This is a genomic window from Microcoleus sp. EPA2 (genome assembly GCA_020882975.1).
Lineage (GTDB): Bacteria > Cyanobacteriota > Cyanobacteriia > Cyanobacteriales > Microcoleaceae > Microcoleus.
Window position 1 is genome coordinate 53,282 of the sequence record JAHRFD010000015.1, and the last position, 19,779, is coordinate 73,060.

The window sequence follows — 19,779 nt, forward strand, 5'->3', positions numbered from 1 at the left end:
GGGTAGGTGTCGGGTCTACTCATCCGTGGAGGCTATATTATAACAGTAGTTATTAAGTAATAGGGTTTCCTAACAATTAGGTCGGCAGGGATTTAAATCCCTGCCTCATAGCTAAAGTCCTCTAAAGAGGACTAAGGTTTATTTACCCACCTACTTAATAATTTAAACAGTTTTTGACACAGGCATGAAGCCTGTGCCAGACAAAGAATACTAAGGGCCAGCACTCTTATTTCAAGCAGCATTATCGTCAATCAGCTCATTACCAATAGCTATCGTGTCGCCATAATTGCTCAATTCTGCCCAACGGGGTGAGAATAGGCGATTATGTAGTTCAATTACCTTGTCAAGATCAGTTATAACCTCTACGTGATCGTATCCCCGAGATGCTTTACGCCATCCAGTTAGAGTGAGATTAGCGCCACCTGTGAAAGCTACCAAACCATCAATCACCAGCAGTTTTTGATGAGGTAGTTGTTGCCAGTTTGAACTGCGAACAATCCTAATTTCTAAATTCGGCGCTTCGTTTTTGTAGTTTTCCAGTTCAGGCAAAAGCCAATTTTCTTGGTTTGAAGGTATAGATACAATGCCACGCACCTTAACCTTCTGTGCTGCGTACTTCAAATAGCCCAGAATCTCCTTGCAAGTGCCAAAAGTTGTGAAATGGACAAAATTTTGGGCTTGGTTCAGTCCTTCCAATAATCCATTGATAGGCGAATAATCTGGCTTGTATTGCCGTAAACGACTTGCGATAGATCCAAGTCGCTCAATATGTTTAACATTGTCATTCAACTCAATATAAAGACCCCGCTCTTTGAAATGGGAGCGAAATTTCTCTATTTGGGAGTGACCCTGAACAACATATTGAACACCACAAATTTGACACTGAATCTGTTGCTTCTTATTTTGAGGGATGACCTTGTGCAGACCGTAGCATTTCTGGCAGTGAGCCTTTGCTGGCTTAAAATCCTGCAAACTTGATATGTCAAAGCTGGGATTACCCATAATTGGCTCCATTACATAGGGTGGTTACTTGTCTTCCCTTAGCTCGACACGATTTTGTGAGGTCGTGCCTCTCGGATCGGGGATACTCCTATTTTGCCCAAAATAATTTAGGCTGTCAAGGGGTTTGCCCAAATTATTTTAGGCAAATTTGTGCTATACTCTGATCAGCGTGGAGAAAAACGACTTATGGAACGTACAAAGCCAGTCCCAAGGCTCGCTCAACTCCGTGAGCAGGCAGGGTTGACCCAGTTAGAAGTGTCACAACTGCTTGGAGTAACGGAAAACACAGTCGCCAACTGGGAGAAAGGACGGAGTGGTATAGAATGGATAGAAAGGATTGTCAAGCTATGCAAGCTGTTTGGCTGTAACGCGGAAGACTTGATCGAGTATGTCGTAGAGACTCAACCCACAGAGCCTAATCCAAAACGGCGTACATTAGAAGATTTGCAAAGGATGTTACATACCGACAAACCCGCCCAAACAGCTAATCCTGAAACAAAGGGGGAGTTTGAAAAGCAAGAGGTATATGAATAATGCGAATTCAAGTCGATTCAAACCTCATATTGGAGGCTTTGCTAAATCGTAGTCAATTTATACGAGATGCGAGAAATTGCTGGCTGCTTCTCGGACTTCCTCACGTTCAGGGGTACATGACTGAGAGCGGTTTAAATCAAATCCGCTTTCATTTAAGCAAGGTGGAGGATGAACAAACTGCTGATGAAGTTGTTTCTGAAATTAAAAAAATTATAAAAGTCTCCTTTGTTAACCGCTGTATTGAAGACAAAGCAAGGTCATTAAATATCAGGGAGTTTGAATCTGCAATCGAGGTAGCTTGTGCAATTGAGATGGATGTAAGTGCAATTGTCACCCAGAACCCTCAAAAGTTTGAGGGTTCTGGTTTGTCAATTCTCTCAGTGAGTGATTTATCAGAGCGCAATCAGCTAGAAGAAAGATTAAACAAGCCAAGTTTACCGAGTTTACCTATTTTACAGGTAGGTAGTTTGCCAGAATTTAGATACCAATTGAATCGCAGTTTTTACCAGCCGGAAAATCCCCTACAGTTGTGTCTATTTCAAACCTCGGAGGTTGAGAGTACCTTGAGCTATAGAATCCGAAATCCCATTGGTACTGTATTAAAAGTTTTTAAATTATTAACAAAAGAAGACTTACAAGGTATAACTATTAAGGAATTAAGTATACTAACCAACCATTCACAGAAAACCACCCAAAGTATTATTTGGGATTTTGAAAATTTTAATATGGTACTTTCTCAAGGAGATACAGTAGTAATTCAACCATATTTGTTGAATTTATCAGAAAATGAAGTTGCTGAATATTTGGCTGGTAGATTAACAAACCATGTAGTTACCAAAGAAATATATAGGCAACTAGAGCATCGCAAAATTATGACAAGATGGGGATTACAGGAATTAATAGCTGAGATATCTCCCACTAAAAAGTCCGTCAGCACTAAAACCTCACAGGACTATACCAGTAGAATGCTCACATGGTTTTTATATACAGGATTGTTGGAAGAGCGAGTTAAGAATATGTTTGTCAAACCTCTTGGCGAGGGTAAACAGAAGGGGAAATTAATAGAAGAAGCAGAAGCAAAGCAACTCGAACTTTTTACAGAATCCTATTTCAATATCCAGATAGATTTGCCGAACTCGCGCCCCACCTTTTAACACCTAGTGATGAGCAGTATGGTGATAAAAATGCGATCTATAAAGTCTGGGCGATATTTGCGAACAACAAAGAAATATTAACTTTGAGTTGATGGTATAGAATCAGATTTTTCGGGATTGATTAGTGAGTAGCTGCTTTCAAAAAGATCCAGATAGGGTTTGTAACGATAAAGTCTGTTGCGTTGCCAACCTGTGACTTCATCAAGCAAAGCAATTTCTACAAATTTATCGACTATTTTCCTAGCTGTTGCGTAACTACATTGCAATTCGTTTTCTACTAAACGAATATTGACGATTGGGTGCTGAAAAAGTATATCTAGCAAGCGCAAACCATAACTGCTACTGGAAATTTGCTGACCGATTATTTCGCGGTGTTTTTCGCGCATTTCCAGAATAGAACGGGCTGTAGTTGTTGCTGACTGGCTGACTTCAAAAATACCTTGAAGAAAAAACTTTAACCATCCTTCCCAATCTCCATGAGTGCGAATTGCCATCAGGCGATCGTAATATTCTATTCGGTGAAATTTTAGATAATGACTGAGGTATAGTAAAGGCTTTTGTAGGATTCCTTGCTGACAAAGCAGAAAAGTAATTAGCAATCGTCCAATCCGTCCATTTCCATCTAAAAATGGGTGTATTGTTTCAAATTGAGCGTGAGCTAATCCGCAATGAATCAGTACAGGTAAAGAATTGGTATCGTGCAAAAATCTCTCTAGGTTGTCGAGAGATTGGTGCATTTCTGCAACTGTTGGAGGTACATAGGCCGCAGTACCCAGGTTACAACCTTGAGGGCCAATCCAATTTTGACTTTTCCGAAATTCTCCCGGTGTGCGATCGCTTCCTCGCACGTCTTTGAGTAATTCTGTATGAATTTCTCGCAGCAAGCGCAGACAAAGTGGAAATTCTTGAAGCCGCTTTAAACCGTAGTTCATGGCGTTAACGTAGTTAACAACCTCTTGCACATCTTTAAAGCGTTCTTGACCTTTGACATCAATTTCATATTGAAGTACGTCCTCTAGGGTGCTTTGCGTTCCTTCAATTTGCGAACTAAGAACGGCTTCCTGACGGACGTACATCGCTACGAATAGGTCAGGGTTGGGCAAAATAGAGGTAGCACCGTCTAGTCTTCCCAAAGCGCGATCGGCATTGGAGAGCAAGCGATGAAGCTCTGCGTCCATTTTAATGGGCGGTTCGGGAGGGAGGGGCGCTGGAATGAAGGCGCTGTATCCTTCAATTTGTTGGACGTATCGACCAGATCGCATCATTGGGTGACGGAGGGACAAAGGTTGAGGTCTTGTTATCTTATGTTATTCCAGTGAAATAAGACGGCTGTATCGAAATCTTATTATAGCAAAAGTCTTTTTAGTATAATAAGATTGCCAGGACAGGCCAACTCGATCGCAATACGAGGATACAGCAGTGCTGTGTCCCTACGGATATGGTTGAGACAGGAGGACACAGCACTGCTGTGTCCCTACGGATATGGTTGAGAAAATTGCCTAAAATGTCAAACGCCGCACCGTACCATCATCCGTAAATCGCTGTTCCCCAATCCCCACAACTTCGACAGTAACTTCGCGCTCCGAAATCGCAAACTCTCCCTCCCGCGCCGCAATTTCAACGATACTTTTGTCCCCCTCAAAATACACCTGATAATTAGTCGTAGCCCAGACACCTTGTTCGTGTTCAAAACTGTGTCCGTCGTCTTCATAAAGCGTCCATTCACCAGTTCCGGGCCAAATTCGCATTTTCAAAGAATCAAGCGGTTGTTCGCTGACAAATTGCTGCACGGGCGCGATCCTCTCCGAGGGCTTCGCTAACGCAATTATCCCCCCACCGCGGGCGTACAGTGGCATTCTCTCCAAAGGCGCATGGGCTAAAATGTGCGTCGGGCCGTGATAGCATTCGCCCGTCCACCAATCGTACCAAGTACCCTGGGGCAAATACACGGCGCGATGCTCGACTCCGGGGCGGTAAATCGGTGCCGCCATCAGCGACGGGCCGAGCAATACTTGATCGTAAAGGTGATAAGTTGTGCGATCGCGCGGAAAATGATACAATAGCGGTCGCAAAATCGGCGCTCCCGTCGTTGCAGCTTCCCAAAACAGGGTGTAAATGTAAGGCAACAACTGATAGCGCAAATTGATGTATTCGCGACAGATTTGCTCGGTGCGATCGCCAAAAACCCAGGGTTCGTGCTGGGCCGTACTCAGCGCCGAATGACCGCGCATCAAGGGATACAGCATCCCCACCTGCATCCACCGCGCGAACAATTCAGCGGTTGCATTCCCCGCAAAGCCGCCGATGTCGCAGCCAACAAACCCAACGCCGGAAAGCCCCATGTTGCAAAGCATCGGTAGCGACATTTCCAAATGTTCCCACACCGATTGATTGTCCCCCATCCACACCGACGAGTAGCGCTGTACGCCCGCAAAACCCGATCGCGTCAGCACAAAAGATCGATCGCGCGATCGCAGTTTTTGCAACCCCTCAGCACAAGCTTTCGCCATCATCAACCCGTACAAATTGTGGGTTTCCGCGTGAGTAGAAAGCGCTTCTGGCGGGCCCTGTGGCGCATCCAGCGGAAACCAGATGTGTTCGCCGCCATCCCCAAAAGGTCTTTCTGCGATCGCCGGTTCGTTCATATCGTTCCAAATCCCCGCAACCCCCATATCAGTCAGGCTTTGGTGCAATTCTCCCCACCACTGGCGCACGTCGGGACGCATGAAATCGGGAAATACCGCTTTATCGGGCCAAACGTAACCGTGGAAAAGCTTTCCGTCTGCGGTACGGACGAAGTAGTCGTTTTCCACACCGCGATCGAATATTTCGTAATCTGCTTCCGGTTCGTACTTGACACCAGGATCGACAATCGTCACCACCTTGAAACCGGCTGCTTTCAAATCTGCGATCAGTTTCGCGGGATCGGGGAAACGCTTCGGGCTCCAGGTAAACACGCGGTAGCCGCGCATATAGTCGATGTCGAGGTGGATGACATCGCAGGGAATGCTGCGATCGCGAAATTCCTTAGCCAACTCCCGCACCACGTCCTCTGATTCGTAGCTCCAGCGGCACTGGTGGTATCCCAGCGCCCATTTTGGCGCGAGTGGCATCCGACCGGTTAACTGGGTGTAGGTGGCGAGAATTTGGGCTGGTTCCGGGCCGTAAATGATGTAATAGTCGAGTTCCGTGTCTCTGGTTTCCATCCGCAAAATGCCCGGTTGTTCGGCGCCGATGTCGAATTGACTCCAAAATGTGGTGTTGAAAAAGATGCCGTAAGCGCGATCGGGATTCAGGGCGATGTAAAATGCGATCGCCTGATACATTTCATCGGTGAGGGAATTGTAGTCGAGGGAGTCCGTTGTCCAGTTAGTTTTGACTTCCGAGAGTTTGTCTAGGAAGCCCGTGCGTTCCCCGAAACCGTAGAAGTGTTCGTCGGGTTCGATTTGTTTCCAGGCGGCGGTTGCGCCTGTGCGCCATCCCATCGGGTTCGCGCAGTCGCTAGCAAAGGGTTTTCCTAATTTGTCGAAGCATTCGATGGAAGTGCGATTTCGATTGACAGAAACTAATATTTGTGCTGTTTCTATTTCGATTTTTTCCGCTGTTTCTCGCACTTCAAAAGGCACGATTTCCCATTGTTCGTCGGGGAGAGTTACTGAGTGCAATTTGCTTTGACCCCCCCCCTGCCCCCCCTTGCTAAGGGGGGGTGATAATTTTATTTCTTGCCCCCCGTTGTAGGGGCGGTGCCCCCGTGCCCGCCCTGGTTGGGGGGGGTTTGGCCACATTCGCACTCGAATTAAATTCGGCGCGAGGATGCTGATTTTGAGAGCGGAATTGGTACAGTTGAAGTGAATTGCGCGATCGGTTTTGTCGATCGATTGCACTGAGCCAATAATTGACCAAGGCTGTTCGGTAGTTTGGAGTTTTCCGAAGTATTGTGGCATACACTGTGAGTCTAAATATCATCGATATTGCTTTCAGCAGTTAAGGGTTGTCATCTGGCAAAAGGAAGAAGTGAGTAAATGAACTTAATTAAACGTAAAACTATCTCGCTGTTAGAGCCTTTACCCGATCGATGTGGCTTTGCAGTAGCTGTCACTAAACCCGACTTTCGGCGAGTTCCCACCAACACCATTTTCCATCTTCCATCTCCTCTTCCCAGATTTCCAACAAAAGTGCGATCGCTTCCGGTTTTTAGTTGCTCATTATGGTATATTGATTTCACAGGTTTAATGCTCATAAAATAACTATGTTAGAATCGACATAGAAATTTTAAATTGGGTAAATTATTCAAACTTACCACTTCCCTAGGATGAAAATTCACCTCTGATTAGTGAAAAGTTTTTGCTATATTTATATTGACAAACATCAGCTTATAACTCACCCAGGGAAAACAGTCACCTTGAAATTTGTATGGGTGGTACAATTATTGGAGTAAATCGATGTTAAAAACTGTAGTTGGTCATAGCAACGACCCTGATTCTCTCTCGGCGATCGCAGAAGTCCTAGAGCAATGCCACCAATCCCTGTCAGGAGCATCACCTCAAGCGGGTATACTGTTCGCAGCCATTGACTTTGAACATACTCTCATCTTAAATCAAATTCATCTGACTTATCCGGGAATTGAGCTAATTGGTGGCACCACTGATGGAGAGATGTCTTCTGTTCTAGGATTTGAGCAAGATTCCCTGACTCTGATGCTATTTTGTGCAGATAAAATCAAAATTACTGCTGGCATTGGACGAGACATTTCTCAGGACTTAAATAGCGCCATTAAAACCGCTATTGTTCAAGCAAAAATAGGTCATACAGAAGAGGTTAAACTCTGTATTGCTTTGCCAGAAAGTCTCACCACTAGCGCCGTTTTGATGTTGGATAGTTTGAATCAAGGTTTAGGGGGAAACATACCTATTTTTGGCGGACTCACCGCGGACAGATGGCAGTTTAAAAAAACCTATCAATTCTACAAAACCGGAGTTTATAGCGATGCCTTTCCGATTCTTTTAATATCGGGTTCAATCCTGTTTTCTCACGGTATTGCTAGTGGTTGGAATCCCATTGGCAAGGGAGGTAAAGTTACCAAAACTTCTCAAAATATAGTGTACGAAATTGATAGTAAACCTGCTCTGGAATTTTATCATCATTATTTAGGAAAAATGCCACCATCCTCAGAATATCCCCTAGCCGTGTTTGATGTCAATGAAAATCATTACTATTTGCGAGCACCCAGTGGAGTTTATGATTCAGAGATTGGTAGCGTGACCTTTTTTGGAGATCTTCCCGAACAGGCGATCGTTCAAATTACCGAAACTACCCACGATAGTATTCTATCTGCCTCTCGAACCTCCATGATGCAAGCCTTAGAGAATTATCCCGGCAAAGAACCGGCGGCTGCTTTGTATTTTTCCTGTGCCAGTAGGCGACAAATCTTAGGTACTCGAACTAAAGAAGAATACGCACTAACTCAAACCTGTTTGACCAAATCTTTGCCCACTTGTGGCTTTTACACCAATGGGGAAATTTCCCCCTTAACAGCTCTGGGTATCTCCTATTTTCACAATGAAACATTTGTCACTTTGCTAATCGGAGAAGCCTAAGATGCAGTCAGAAGAAATAGATGTTAGGGCCAGAATTCAGCAACTTGAAAAAGAAAATCGCATTTTACGCAAGAAATTAGAGCGATCGGAGACAACTTGCCAAGAACTAGAGCAAACGAATCAAAAAAAAGAATCTTTGCTGCGGCAAATTATCAACGACCTAGAAAATTCCCAAAAAGAAGTCAAAGAAAAGCGTCAGCTAGAACAGACTCTGAGCGAACTTAAACGCACTCAAGCCCAGCTCGTTCATGCTGAAAAAATGTCTAGCCTAGGGCAACTTGTAGCAGGAGTCGCTCATGAAATTAATAATCCCGTCAACTTCATCCACGGCAACTTAAAATACTTGGAGGACTATGCTCAAAACCTGTTGAATATCGTCCAACTTTATCAGCATTATTACCCCAATCCGGTAGCTGAAATTCAAGGCGAGGCAGATGCAATAGACCTAGATTTTTTGCAGCAAGACTTGCTCAAAATTCTGACTTCTATGAAGCTAGGAACAGAACGCATCCGTAACATTGTCCTGTCTTTGCGGATTTTTTCGCGAATGGACGAAGCTCAACTCAAGTCAGTGGATATTCATGAAGGAATTGATAGTACATTGCTCATTTTGCAGCATCGTCTGAAAAATCAGCCGGAAAGCTCAGAGATTCAGGTGATTCGGAACTACGGTAATTTGCCACTGGTGGAGTGCTATGCCGGACAACTGAATCAGGTGTTTATGAATATTCTGGTCAATGCTATTGATGCCATTGAAGAATTAAATCAAAAACGAACGGTTCCAGAAATAAAAGAAAATTCTAGTCAGATTACTATCTCTACATCAGTGATTGATGCCCAATGGGTACAAATTGCGATCGCAGATACGGGATTAGGAATTCCCGAAGCAATTCAAAAACAAATATTTAATCCCTTCTTCACCACAAAACCCATTGGGAAGGGCACAGGAATGGGAATGGCGATTAGTTACCAGATTATCACTGAAAAACATGGCGGCAAGCTCATGTTTTTTTCAACTCCCGGAAGAGGGGCGGAGTTTGTGATTCATATTCCTATCAAGAAGCAAGTCTGTAATCCGGTTTAACCAATTGGTCGCCTCCTCAAACGCGACTATATATACGATCGAGTGGCAAATTCTAGAATAGTCTATCGATATGGAGGACAATTGACGACTATTCCCTCCCTACCACCCTAAACGCCACAGTCTAGGAACCGCCCTACATAAGCCAGAGACATCTCGCCCACAGCTCTCTACCACCATTGTGCCACAAAATTAAATTCTGTATCTTAGGATACATTTATTTAATTAATGATTGTTTACACTCTCCAAGTGTGGATTGTGTATTTTCGATAATTCTCCAAAACCTCACATAACAGTGTTACTTGGTAGAATGCGATTTGACGATCGCCAAACAGTTAAAAACCCTAAGTAGTTTTGACCTGAATTCACAGGAATCCATAGGCACAAAATTTTTGATCTTACCAGGGTAAAAATTAGGTACTAAATCTGTGCAAAGTTGATATCAATGATATTGACTAAAGTTAGTACACTCTCTTGCCATCTATTGTTTTGTTAATAACCAATATCCAACCGCATCTGACACTAGATTGTCATCAATATGGTGTCTGGGCGATCGGACCTAGCACTAACCACCCGTAATAAAACTTGTTTGTAGTCAGGACTAAAGCCCTGATTATAAAACAAGAAACAGGACTAGCATCCTCACTAAAAACTGGCTGTTCCTAAGCCTTATCTTTTCAAAACTACTTCTCCCGTAATCAACACCAAAAAACTATCATGAGTGGAAACGAATCGCGCGTTCAAGCAATTTCCCAAATTGTCAATCGCCAACTGACACCTACCAAGCCTCCGAAACGACTAGAAGATATGTGGGCAACAGATGTCTTCACTCTCAGCAAGATGCAAGAGAGTCTGCCCAAAAGCATTTTTAAATCCGTAAAAAACACAATTCAAACAGGTCAAAAACTCGACCCTTCCATCGCTGACGTAGTTGCAGTAGCCATGAAAGACTGGGCTATTTCCAAAGGAGCATTGTACTACGCCCACGTATTTTATCCACTCACCAACAGCACCGCTGAAAAACACGACGGTTTCATCTCTGTACAAAGCGATGGTTCAGTCATCTCAGAATTTGCCGGCAAACTGCTAGTACAAGGCGAACCCGACGGCTCCTCCTTCCCCAACGGCGGCATCCGTTCCACCGCCGCCGCTCGCGGATACACAGCCTGGGATGTCACCAGCCCTGCTTATGTCATGGAAACAGACAACGGCATGACCTTGTGCATTCCCACTGTTTTCATCTCCTGGACAGGCGAAGCATTAGACAAGAAAACACCGCTGTTGCGTTCCATTGCCGCCATGAACAAAGCAGCAACCCGCGTTTTGAAACAATTAGGAAATACCGAAGTTGCGCCAGTCAATTCCAGTTGCGGTGCCGAACAAGAATACTTCTTGGTAGATGCCAACTTTGCCAACAATCGTCCCGATTTACTGTTAGCAGGTCGCACTTTGTTTGGCAAACCTCCAGCCAAAGGTCAGCAATTTGACGACCACTATTTTGGAGCAATTCCAGAGCGCGTTCAAATCTTCATGCAAGAAGTAGAAGAAAGAATGTATCGCCTGGGAATTCCCGCCAAAACCCGCCACAACGAAGTAGCACCAGGTCAATTTGAAATTGCACCAGTTTTTGAAGCAGCCAACGTTGCCAGCGACCACCAACAATTAACCATGACAATTCTGCGCAACACCGCGAAGAAACATGGTTTTATTTGCTTGCTGCACGAAAAACCGTTTGCAGGCATTAACGGTTCTGGCAAACACGTCAACTGGTCGATTGGGAATGCGACTCAAGGAAACTTATTAGACCCAGGTGATACACCGCACTCCAACCTACAATTTCTGATTTTCTGCGGCGCTGTGATTCGTGGCGTTCACAAATATGGTCCGCTGTTGCGCGCCGTAGTTGCTACTGCCAGCAACGACCACAGATTAGGTGCTAACGAAGCTCCCCCAGCGATTATCTCTGTCTATTTGGGTTCGCAATTAGAAGATGTATTCGAGCAAATTCGTCAGGGAGGAGTTAAGGATTGTCAAGGTCGGGGAATCATGAATTTAGGTGTAGAAACACTGCCTACTTTCATGAAAGATGCCGGCGACAGAAACCGGACATCACCCTTTGCTTTTACTGGCAACCGTTTTGAATTCCGTGCTGTAGGTTCCGGTCAATCTGTTTCCGGTCCCTTGGTGGCAATGAATACAATTTTGGCAGATTCTTTGGACTGGGTTGCTAACAAGTTAGAAAGCGATTTGGCACAAGGAACTGAACTAAATGCTGCCATCCAAAAAGTCCTGAAAGAAGTGATGGACGAGCATGGTGCTGTGGTGTTTGGTGGCAATGGCTATTCTGAAGAATGGCACAAAATGGCCGTGGAAGAACGCGGTTTAGCCAACTTGCGGACTACTGCCGATGCTTTGCCCGTGTTGAAAGCAGAATACATTGAAGATTTGTTTGAAAAAACAGGTGTATTGACTCCTGTTGAATTGGAAAGCCGTTTCGATGTCTATGCAGAGCAGTATTTGCTGGCAATTGAAGTTGAAGCGAAACTCGTAGTCAGCATGGCAAAAACCCTGATTTATCCAGCAGCGGTGAGTTATTTGTCGGATCTTTCTAACACTATTGCTGGTTTGAAAGAAATTGGCATTGACTTAGATAAAGAAACTGCCCAAAAGGTAGCCACCCTGCTTAAATCGATGATGGATTGTACTAGCAAGTTGACTGATGCTTTGAGCAATCATGATTTTGCTTCTACAGAAGAGCATATGCAGTATGCTTCGCAAACAATTCGTCCTTTGATGGATGAGGTTCGCCAGTATGCGGATGCTTTAGAAGGTGAAATTGCTGATGAGTTGTGGCCGTTGCCTACTTATCAGGAAATGCTGTTCATTAAGTAATCGCCAACCTGGTTAATTTCGGGTGAGATTTGTGGGGACACTCCAAGAGCTCATTCGTGTCAAATTAAACCGGAAGGCCGCTCGTACCCGAAATACCGCCAGGGGTTTAAACCCCTGGCTAATAGCTAAAGTCCTCTAAAAGAGGACTCAAGAACTCATCAGTCCTCTTTTAGAGGACTTGCGCTTTGAGACAGGGGTTTCAACCCCTGGCGGACTGATGGGCGGACGGAAGGACTGGGTGGACTGACAGCTTAAGTTGACACTCCTTGGGTACTGCCGTGTCCTGATTGTGGGTAATATTAATTCCGATGCTACCGGATTTGAAATCAACCGGATTTCAGCGCTCCGGGCAAACACGCAAAGCAGGCTTCGATCGCTGCGGAACTCGATCGGATGTATTGTAAGCTAGAAGCCTTACTTGCCCTCGATCGTCCATCACCCAACCTTGAGCCGGAATAACTGCTGGTGGTGGCATTTTTATTTCCGCTTTTTTACCCTGTAGATTCTGGCTTTCACCTCTGGCTGATTCCACCCAACTAAACTGGGTAGAATCGCTATTAAGCACATCACTAGGGTTGGCTGGTACTCCTCCTTTACCAGTAATAGTAAACTCATTCCCCGTTCCTTCTGTGCAGGGATTAGCCACAATTAACGCAGCCGGCTCGACAACATTTTGAGGTAGTTCTACTAACCCTTGAGCCGGATTTACACCAGCAGTGCTAAATGTTACCGCACCTTGTAAATCTGGGCCAGCCTGTTGAGAAATGGCGGCGATATCGCTAGTGGGAATTAAAGATGTGGGATTTACTTGTAAATTGGCAAATTCCGCATCATTCAGTCCTAAAGTGTTTCTAGCTTGTTCTCGATTAATGGTAGTAAAGCCAAAGATATTCGGGACATTAACTGCAACTTGTCCGCCCCTAGCTGTGCGAGCGTTGGCTGTAATGTCGCTGTTTTCTCGCGGTAGAGCTACCAAAATATCGCTATTAATTCTGATGTTTCCCCCGTCAGAAATACCTGCATCAGTGGTAATTCTGCTGCCGCGCCGCAACTGGATCGATCGCGCTTGGAGGTTAATATTTGCTCCCGTACCAGATACAGTTGTACCATCAATGCTGGCTTTGTTGTCAAGGGCGATCGAGTCAGCTACAATATTAATATTACCTGCACGCCCCGAACCCAAAGTCCGTACACCAAGCGTCGCTCCATTGCGAAGAATCAACTGATTAGTATTCACATTCAGTGAACCGGCATTCGCCTTAGTATTGGGATTAGTAAAACTTGGAGTAATACCAACAGAAGCCAGAATTTGACTGTTAAATCCACTGGAATTATTACCCAGAAGTTCTATCCGTGCTGCATCAATCCTAATATTTCCTGCATCCGCAGCGCCTAAAGATGATGTAGAAATAGACCCCCCTTTTCCCAGAGTCAGCACTGGTGTAGAAATTTGGATATCTCCTCCGCGACTAAAGGAAGCGGTTTCAGCGTTGATGAAGCTACCATTCCGACCCCCAGTCGCGAGCACTCCAGAAATACCTCCTATTTCTATCGATTCTGAGCTTCTAATTGTGATATTTCCTCCCAGCCCCCCATTCGTTCCAAACAAGGGGTTGGCAACAATTGCACCTGTCCCCGAACTAATTCCACCGCCATCAGAAATAATCAACCGCTTCGTGTCGATATTAATGTCTCCGGCTTTACCGTTCTGACCGATCGTGGTCGTACCGATGAAATTTGGCTGGATATTTCCATCAGGTGTACGTAATATTTCCACTGATTCAGATGCTTTAATGTTGATATCTCCTGATGCTGTATCGCTACGAGCCTGAGCGATCAAAGCAGCGCCATCGCGCACGATTAACCTTTCTCCCTCAAAGGTTATATTTCCTCCAGCGCCTGTACTCCCTTTAATTGGCCCGCTGTTGATTCCAGAACCAACCAGATCGAAAACTCTGGCACGGATAGTCATATTTCCGCCATTACCAGAACCAAGGGTAGAACTAACTATGACACTCCCATTTTCTATCAGCAGTCGCCCGGTATTAATTGTGATTCCTCCCGCTGCTCCACTACCAGTAGTGCCACTACTTAAAAGAATTTGCCGATCTAAGGGGTCGCTCGAACCACTTCTTGCAAACTGAAGAACAAATCTTTGAAAGCTATCAAATCCAATCCCACTGAGTTCTACTGAGTCAGTAGCACGGATGTTGATATCGCTCCCTTTGCCATCTCCCAATGTGGCGGTGAGAATTTGCGATCCTCTATCTACTCGCAATTTTTGGGCGTTGATGTCCATCCCCATGCCATCAATATTTCCTAGTGTCAATCCATAAATTCCAGAACTGCTGACGGTGACGTTTCCACCTCGAATATCAATCTTGCCACCTCCTAATCCGCTGGTATTTATCAACGCACCATTCATTTCAATATTGCCGAAGTTCTGAATGTTACTGTAGTTTAAATTCACACCTAAAGCCGTGGGTTCAAATTGCACCACACCTGGACTCTTGACGCTACCGAGTAATATTTGTCCGCTATAAGCTGTGAGATTTCCGCCTTGTATTTGAATGTCTCCGCCAATTAAGGCTAAAGTTTGACCGGGGTCTACTGCTAAACCGAGTTTGTTAGAAACAGGAACCTCTATCGGTAGTGGCGGTAAGGTTGGCGTGGGACCGATCGCTTGAGAAGAGTTGACGATCGCACCGGGATTGTCTCGAAATCTCAAACCCACAGGAATATTAATCGCTAACAATGGTACTGCATTGGAGTTGGCACTGCTAAATTCAAAGCCGTTGTTAAAAATAATACTATCAGCAGTTGCACCGATAAATGAGCCGCGTAAATCTAACCGTGCATTGGGACCAAAGACAATCCCTTTCGGATTGAGTAAGAATAAGTTGGCCCTTCCCTGTACTCCTAATGTTCCTAAAATATTGGCAGGATTGCCGCCTGTAACGCGACTGAAAATATTAAGAATGCCGTTAGGATTGGCAAAATAGGCTCCTCTGCCTTCACCGACATTAAATTCGCGGAAACTATGAAATAAGTTAGGGCCGCGAGTTGCCCCGCCTTCGATGCGGTCGGATGGTAGGTTATTGATGGTATCGGATACTGTGCGGGAGTTTTCAGTACCCAAAGTGCGATCGGGGACGATTTGAGCAATTGTCGCAGTGGGAAATAGTAATAAGAAAGCAAACAAGAGAGTGAAGGATAGTGGGGACATAGTTGAACTTCTCTAGATAGTATTTTAACTAAAAAAATAGAACACCCAAATCACGGAATTATTAAACAAGTGGGGGATTTAACATAAGATTGGAGCAACGTACTTAAAACCAGATAAATGATTGTACCGCGTGGAGAACAATTTAGAGGCTGCTTGGTCGGTCAGTGCCTCGGAGACGCTGTAGGCTGTAGAGTAGAAGGCTACCCTCCCGAAGTTTGCCAAAACTTTGTCACCTACGAAGTTCGACTTAAAAAAATTAAAGATCGCGATCGCTGTTGTTATCAGTTGAAAATGAATTTGTAACCGCTTCTAACCACTGAGAACTTACCAAAAGTGCGATCGCGATCGCATTTGATATTAGTCACGATTTGGTGGGCCTAAATCGTTAGGTAAATCGTTCAGTGTTTTTCCTAGAGCTTGGCAAAGGGCTTTCATTTGAGCGATGGTGAGTTCGGGTTCGTCTATTCCCCGTTCCCAGTTGCTGATTGCTTGCTGAGTTAGGGTTTTTGCGCCCGTTTTGTCAGGAATTTGCTTGGCTAAAGCCGATTGTGACAAACCCGCAGCTTCTCGCAAGATTTGTAGTGCGGGTATATCTTTGGAATCTTGAGTTTGTTTCTTTTTATACATATCATCGCCATCGTACAAGCAAACTTGTTGACAAGGTAAACTTTTACAAGTATGGTTTTAGGACAACAAAATGTTGGCTTGTGTAGCCGGAGGGTAAAAACGCTTTGGTTTAGTTTCTATCGATTATGCCTGCATACCCTTACATTTGTTGGGGCTTGGGTGTATAACTCAAGTCGCTTTCCCTCAAGGCTAGAGGGATGTGTTGCTCTGTAAAAGGTCGATCGCCCTTACAGCCTGAATCAAGATTGTATCAAAGTATTAAACATTAACACAAAGACTTTTCTGTACTTGGCGATCGCACTAATTCTGTGATATTCTTCCCTTCCTCGAACTATTCCCAATTATGCCCACATCCACGGACAACTTCTATGTAGGCGATGTCGCCTTCAACTTTCACTTTGCAGGTCCCCTTCTAGACTTTGAAGAAGAAATCCAGAATCAATCGCCCTTTCACGATTTAGAATACCTAACTGGGGAAATAAAAAGGGGATTCCTAGACTACGTGCGCCAAGGAATCATGCTGGATGCTATCCGAAGACTGCGATTGTATAAAGACCAGTTCAAAACCTTTAAAAATTACTGCGAACAAGCATTAGGTAGGCAGTATTTTTACTGTACGCAAATCATCAAAGCTGCTGGTATTTGTCTGCGCTTAATTAAAGCCGGATTTGAGATTTTGCCTAGCTGCGTTGCTCAGGTTGTTCCTTTATTTAAACACGCAGTCACCGACCAATATGGCGACTGTCCTTTGGAGGAAAAATGGCAAGAAGTTGTGGATGTAGTCCCAAAAGAAAAGATTACCGCAGTTACTATTAGCGAAACGGTTGACAACAATCCCGAACTGCGGCTCAAACAAATTAAGATTAAAACGGACACCTACGCTCTTTTATCTAAAAAAGCCGCCGCAGCGGGTATGTCAATTTCGGAATTGTTAGCCCGGTTGGTGGATGAATACAATCCCCGAAATGTAGAGGAAGCAGCGGAACATACTCCCGAACAAGAGGAAATTCTAGACCAGTTAGATGAGGAGTTTAAAAAGCCTGCAAGGGAAGAAAAATCCCCGGTGGCTAAGGGCAATAAATCTCAAGGTTTTGGAGTGAAGGTTAAGTCAAAAGGTGCTAAAGGGGAAGTTAAGACTAAAGGTGTGGGCGAGAAAATTCAGGCTAAAAGTTCGGCTGGTAAAGTTAAGTTGAAAAATCGGCAATCTGAAATTAAAGGGGAGAAACAGTCGAATTCATTGGAGGATAAAAACCATAAAATTATTAGCAAAAAATCTCAGGCTGCGTCAACATTAACTGAGGGAATTTCAAGGGAAGAAAATTCAGTACCACTGGATTGAAACTACTGTGTTTAATTTGTGGCAAATATAGCGACAGCCAAGACGGTTGCTAGGGAGCCCCGACTTCTTTAAGAAGTGGGGGCTCTGGTATAGGAATCGCCAAGGCTGTTAAGGCGATTGCTATATTTGGTTGTTTGGGCTGAATTATTGGGGGTTTGGGCGATCGGTGCGATCGGTGAATATATCGTTTCCGGCTACATCGGAATGATTTAACCGCAGAGAACACAGAGGACACAGAGTGAGAGAATAGAGAGATGAATAATTCAGATGGTACCGGATTTGATATTATGCTCTACAACCTCAATCTACTATAGTTGAGGGACAACTGATTTACACAAAATCGCCTCACCCTATACCAATTTCCCACACACCGCATCACCCGATCGGACAAAATTAAATAGCCCGATCGCAGATTGCAGAAACTGCATTCACCAAGGCACACTTTACTTATCGGTCATCGGTCGGTTATTTTTACTACAAACCCCACGGCTGGTGTGGGAGACTCCTCCGTCACACCAGCCAGGTTTTTTTATATTAGTTGTTATTTATTGTTGGTTATTGGTTATTTGTTGTTGGTTATTTGTTATTAATCAAATTATTAGGTAGATCGCATTGGGTGCATCTGTGTTTTGCAAATATATTCGTAGGGGCGAAGCATGACCGCTGTAAATCTCTGGTTCACACTAATAAATTCTCTGCCGTCATGCTTCGCCCTTACACAATCTGGATGCTCCCATCCCATTGAGTAGCAAAATACATCTTAAGGAATAAGACAGCCAGCGCCTTATTCTGATATAGTCATGCCACAAAATGTTAATTTTAGTCAACTAAACCATTAAAAACTACCCGTGAGCAATCCACCAAAAATTCTCGCATTTGCCGGAAGTACCCGGACAGCATCTTATAACAAAATGCTGGTGAAAGTAGCAGCGACTGGGGCTAGAAACGCAGGGGCAGAAGTCACCTATATAGATTTGCGAGATTTCCCAATGCCCCTATTTGATGAAGACTTAGAAGCAGCAGAAGGACTTCCTGACAATGTTCTGAAATTCAAAGAATTGATGATAGCACATCAAGGACTTTTGATTGCTTCCCCAGAATACAACAGTTCCATTACCGCAGTGCTCAAAAATGCGATCGATTGGGCATCTCGCCCGCAGCCCTCAGAAGCAGGGCTGGCTGCTTTCAACAATAAAGTAGCAGCCATTATGAGCGCTTCTCCCGGAGGTTTAGGAGGTATGCGGGGATTGGCTAATTTGCGATCGCTTTTGGAGAATATTAACGTCATGGTGATTCCCGATCAAAAAGCAATTCCCCAAGCTTTTCAAGCATTTAATCCTGATGGTACCCTGAAAGATACCAAGCAACAGGAAGCAGTACAAAATCTGGGTGGTAAACTTGCTGGAATATTGGCAAAACTCAGCGCCTAAAAGAGTATTTAATTTCCCAATTTTTTCTGCTTCCAAGCCTCTACAAACGGCAAAAATATCGACACCAACTCCTGCCGATTCATCACCAAAGTCGGATAAGAAACCCTAGCGTAATTTTTCCCCACTTCCAGGGGAAAAATTGCCTGGGAATCCAGCGGTAGCCAAACCGCACCCGCAGCTTTCACAATTACCCAACTCCCAGCAATATCCCAAATTTTGGGAGTAGCTTCCACACCTCCCAAAACCGCACCGGAAGCCACAGTCAAAAAATTATAAGTAGCCATTCCCAACATCCGTACTTTGGAAGGAAGATGAGGCCCAATTCCCACACTACGGGAGCACAAATTAAACAAATGATTGCCACTCATTTTATCAGCACTAGGACAAATCGGCTTCCCATTTAAAAAAGCACCTTGTGGGATATCTGTCAAGAGATTTTTCTCGACAAAATCGCCTGCAAAAAAACCATGAAAAGTTTGACTCAGTGGTGGCAAATGTACGCAGCCAAAAACTGGAGTTCCGCGATACAATAAACCCAGAGAAATCCCCCAAATTGGAATTCCCCTAGCAAAATTAGTGGTAGCATCTACAGGGTCAACAATCCAACACCATTCAGTATCAGGAAAAACGTGTTGTCCCTCCTCGCTCAAGATACCATGAGTGGGAAAAGTAGAGGCGATCGCACTTCTAATCTCCGCATCCGCCCAATTATCAGATTGCGTCACCAAACTCCCGTCATCCTTCTCATCGGCTTGCGTCGTACCAAAATCTTGTAACAACTGCTGTCCAACGCCATCGACAGTATCTTGTGCAAAACTTAAAATAGAATCCCAAAAATCTTTCATTGCTTATTGGTTATTTGTTATTGGTGATTTGTTATTGGTTATGGGTTATTTG

General features: G+C 44.4%; 15 protein-coding genes. 8 read left to right on the forward strand and 7 right to left on the reverse strand.

Annotated elements, in window-relative coordinates:
• Nucleotides 1-231: 231 nt before the first annotated feature.
• Nucleotides 232-1,002, reverse strand: coding sequence for a phospholipase D-like domain-containing protein (locus tag AAFP14_RS15015; RefSeq protein ID WP_333390850.1), 771 nt, complete (start codon nt 1,000-1,002; stop codon nt 232-234).
• Nucleotides 1,003-1,188: 186 nt separating this feature from the next.
• Between AAFP14_RS15015 and AAFP14_RS15020 the strand changes: the two genes are divergently transcribed.
• Entirely contained in the window at nt 1,189-1,536 is a 348-nt protein-coding gene (locus AAFP14_RS15020) for a helix-turn-helix transcriptional regulator (protein WP_341733053.1), read from the forward strand.
• Nucleotides 1,536-2,690 (forward strand): PIN domain-containing protein, encoded by a 1,155-nt coding sequence (locus tag AAFP14_RS15025; protein WP_341733054.1) that lies wholly within the window; start codon nt 1,536-1,538, stop codon nt 2,688-2,690. The genes AAFP14_RS15020 and AAFP14_RS15025 overlap by 1 nt, the downstream gene beginning before the upstream one ends.
• A 77-nt stretch (nt 2,691-2,767) precedes the next feature.
• On the opposite strand, the gene AAFP14_RS15030 is transcribed toward AAFP14_RS15025, so the two are convergent.
• The 3 genes from AAFP14_RS15030 to AAFP14_RS15040 all read right to left on the reverse strand — a co-directional run bounded on the left by AAFP14_RS15030 (nt 2,768) and on the right by AAFP14_RS15040 (nt 6,915).
• A complete protein-coding gene (locus AAFP14_RS15030; RefSeq protein WP_341733055.1) occupies nt 2,768-3,955 on the reverse strand; it encodes a Fic family protein in 1,188 nt (395 codons plus the stop codon).
• Between the two features lie 234 nt (nt 3,956-4,189).
• Nucleotides 4,190-6,634: a glycoside hydrolase family 31 protein gene (locus AAFP14_RS15035; RefSeq protein ID WP_341733056.1), complete on the reverse strand. Its 2,445-nt coding sequence runs from the start codon at nt 6,632-6,634 to the stop codon at nt 4,190-4,192.
• A gap of 50 nt (nt 6,635-6,684) precedes the next feature.
• Nucleotides 6,685-6,915 carry a hypothetical protein gene (locus AAFP14_RS15040; RefSeq protein WP_341733057.1) on the reverse strand — a complete coding sequence of 77 codons (231 nt, stop codon included), beginning with the start codon at nt 6,913-6,915 and terminating at the stop codon, nt 6,685-6,687.
• A gap of 217 nt (nt 6,916-7,132) precedes the next feature.
• Between AAFP14_RS15040 and AAFP14_RS15045 the strand changes: the two genes are divergently transcribed.
• From AAFP14_RS15045 to AAFP14_RS15055, 3 genes are all read left to right on the forward strand, one after another.
• Complete coding sequence (locus tag AAFP14_RS15045; RefSeq protein WP_341733058.1) at nt 7,133-8,287, forward strand: FIST signal transduction protein; 1,155 nt, start codon at nt 7,133-7,135, stop codon at nt 8,285-8,287.
• A gap of 1 nt (nt 8,288) precedes the next feature.
• The gene (locus AAFP14_RS15050) at nt 8,289-9,371 is read left to right on the forward strand and encodes a sensor histidine kinase (RefSeq protein ID WP_341733059.1); all 1,083 of its coding nucleotides are present in this window, start codon (nt 8,289-8,291) and stop codon (nt 9,369-9,371) included.
• Between the two features lie 714 nt (nt 9,372-10,085).
• Nucleotides 10,086-12,260: a glutamine synthetase III family protein gene (locus AAFP14_RS15055; RefSeq protein ID WP_341733060.1), complete on the forward strand. Its 2,175-nt coding sequence runs from the start codon at nt 10,086-10,088 to the stop codon at nt 12,258-12,260.
• 337 nt (nt 12,261-12,597) lie between these two features.
• Here the strand turns inward: AAFP14_RS15055 and AAFP14_RS15060 are convergent, their stop codons facing one another.
• Nucleotides 12,598-15,486 (reverse strand): two-partner secretion domain-containing protein, encoded by a 2,889-nt coding sequence (locus AAFP14_RS15060; protein WP_341733061.1) that lies wholly within the window; start codon nt 15,484-15,486, stop codon nt 12,598-12,600.
• A gap of 117 nt (nt 15,487-15,603) precedes the next feature.
• Here AAFP14_RS15060 and AAFP14_RS15065 point away from each other — a divergent pair, with 117 nt between their 5' ends.
• Nucleotides 15,604-15,789: a hypothetical protein gene (locus AAFP14_RS15065; RefSeq protein WP_341733062.1), complete on the forward strand. Its 186-nt coding sequence runs from the start codon at nt 15,604-15,606 to the stop codon at nt 15,787-15,789.
• A gap of 54 nt (nt 15,790-15,843) precedes the next feature.
• On the opposite strand, the gene AAFP14_RS15070 is transcribed toward AAFP14_RS15065, so the two are convergent.
• Complete coding sequence (locus tag AAFP14_RS15070; protein WP_341733063.1) at nt 15,844-16,113, reverse strand: helix-turn-helix transcriptional regulator; 270 nt, start codon at nt 16,111-16,113, stop codon at nt 15,844-15,846.
• A gap of 343 nt (nt 16,114-16,456) precedes the next feature.
• Between AAFP14_RS15070 and AAFP14_RS15075 the strand changes: the two genes are divergently transcribed.
• On the forward strand, nt 16,457-17,452 hold the full coding sequence (locus AAFP14_RS15075; protein WP_341733064.1) for a hypothetical protein: 996 nt from the start codon (nt 16,457-16,459) through the stop codon (nt 17,450-17,452).
• 848 nt (nt 17,453-18,300) lie between these two features.
• The gene (locus AAFP14_RS15080; protein ID WP_341733065.1) at nt 18,301-18,882 is read left to right on the forward strand and encodes an NADPH-dependent FMN reductase; all 582 of its coding nucleotides are present in this window, start codon (nt 18,301-18,303) and stop codon (nt 18,880-18,882) included.
• A gap of 8 nt (nt 18,883-18,890) precedes the next feature.
• Here AAFP14_RS15080 and AAFP14_RS15085 read toward each other — a convergent pair whose 3' ends face one another.
• Nucleotides 18,891-19,727 carry an inositol monophosphatase family protein gene (locus AAFP14_RS15085; protein ID WP_341733066.1) on the reverse strand — a complete coding sequence of 279 codons (837 nt, stop codon included), beginning with the start codon at nt 19,725-19,727 and terminating at the stop codon, nt 18,891-18,893.
• Nucleotides 19,728-19,779 lie beyond the last annotated feature (52 nt).

Bases quoted from the DNA above. Each gene is read 5' to 3' on its own strand.
- AAFP14_RS15085 (WP_341733066.1), bottom strand. From the start codon at position 19,727: ATGAAAGATTTTTGGGATTCTATTTTAAGTTTTGCACAAGATACTGTC.
- AAFP14_RS15045 (WP_341733058.1), top strand. From the start codon at position 7,133: ATGTTAAAAACTGTAGTTGGTCATAGCAACGACCCTGATTCTCTCTCG.
- AAFP14_RS15030 (WP_341733055.1), bottom strand. From the start codon at position 3,955: ATGATGCGATCTGGTCGATACGTCCAACAAATTGAAGGATACAGCGCC.
- AAFP14_RS15025 (WP_341733054.1), top strand. From the start codon at position 1,536: ATGCGAATTCAAGTCGATTCAAACCTCATATTGGAGGCTTTGCTAAAT.
- AAFP14_RS15055 (WP_341733060.1), top strand. From the start codon at position 10,086: ATGAGTGGAAACGAATCGCGCGTTCAAGCAATTTCCCAAATTGTCAAT.
- AAFP14_RS15070 (WP_341733063.1), bottom strand. From the start codon at position 16,113: ATGTATAAAAAGAAACAAACTCAAGATTCCAAAGATATACCCGCACTA.
- AAFP14_RS15075 (WP_341733064.1), top strand. From the start codon at position 16,457: ATGCCCACATCCACGGACAACTTCTATGTAGGCGATGTCGCCTTCAAC.
- AAFP14_RS15050 (WP_341733059.1), top strand. From the start codon at position 8,289: ATGCAGTCAGAAGAAATAGATGTTAGGGCCAGAATTCAGCAACTTGAA.
- AAFP14_RS15065 (WP_341733062.1), top strand. From the start codon at position 15,604: ATGATTGTACCGCGTGGAGAACAATTTAGAGGCTGCTTGGTCGGTCAG.
- AAFP14_RS15035 (WP_341733056.1), bottom strand. From the start codon at position 6,634: ATGCCACAATACTTCGGAAAACTCCAAACTACCGAACAGCCTTGGTCA.
- AAFP14_RS15060 (WP_341733061.1), bottom strand. From the start codon at position 15,486: ATGTCCCCACTATCCTTCACTCTCTTGTTTGCTTTCTTATTACTATTT.
- AAFP14_RS15015 (WP_333390850.1), bottom strand. From the start codon at position 1,002: ATGGGTAATCCCAGCTTTGACATATCAAGTTTGCAGGATTTTAAGCCA.
- AAFP14_RS15020 (WP_341733053.1), top strand. From the start codon at position 1,189: ATGGAACGTACAAAGCCAGTCCCAAGGCTCGCTCAACTCCGTGAGCAG.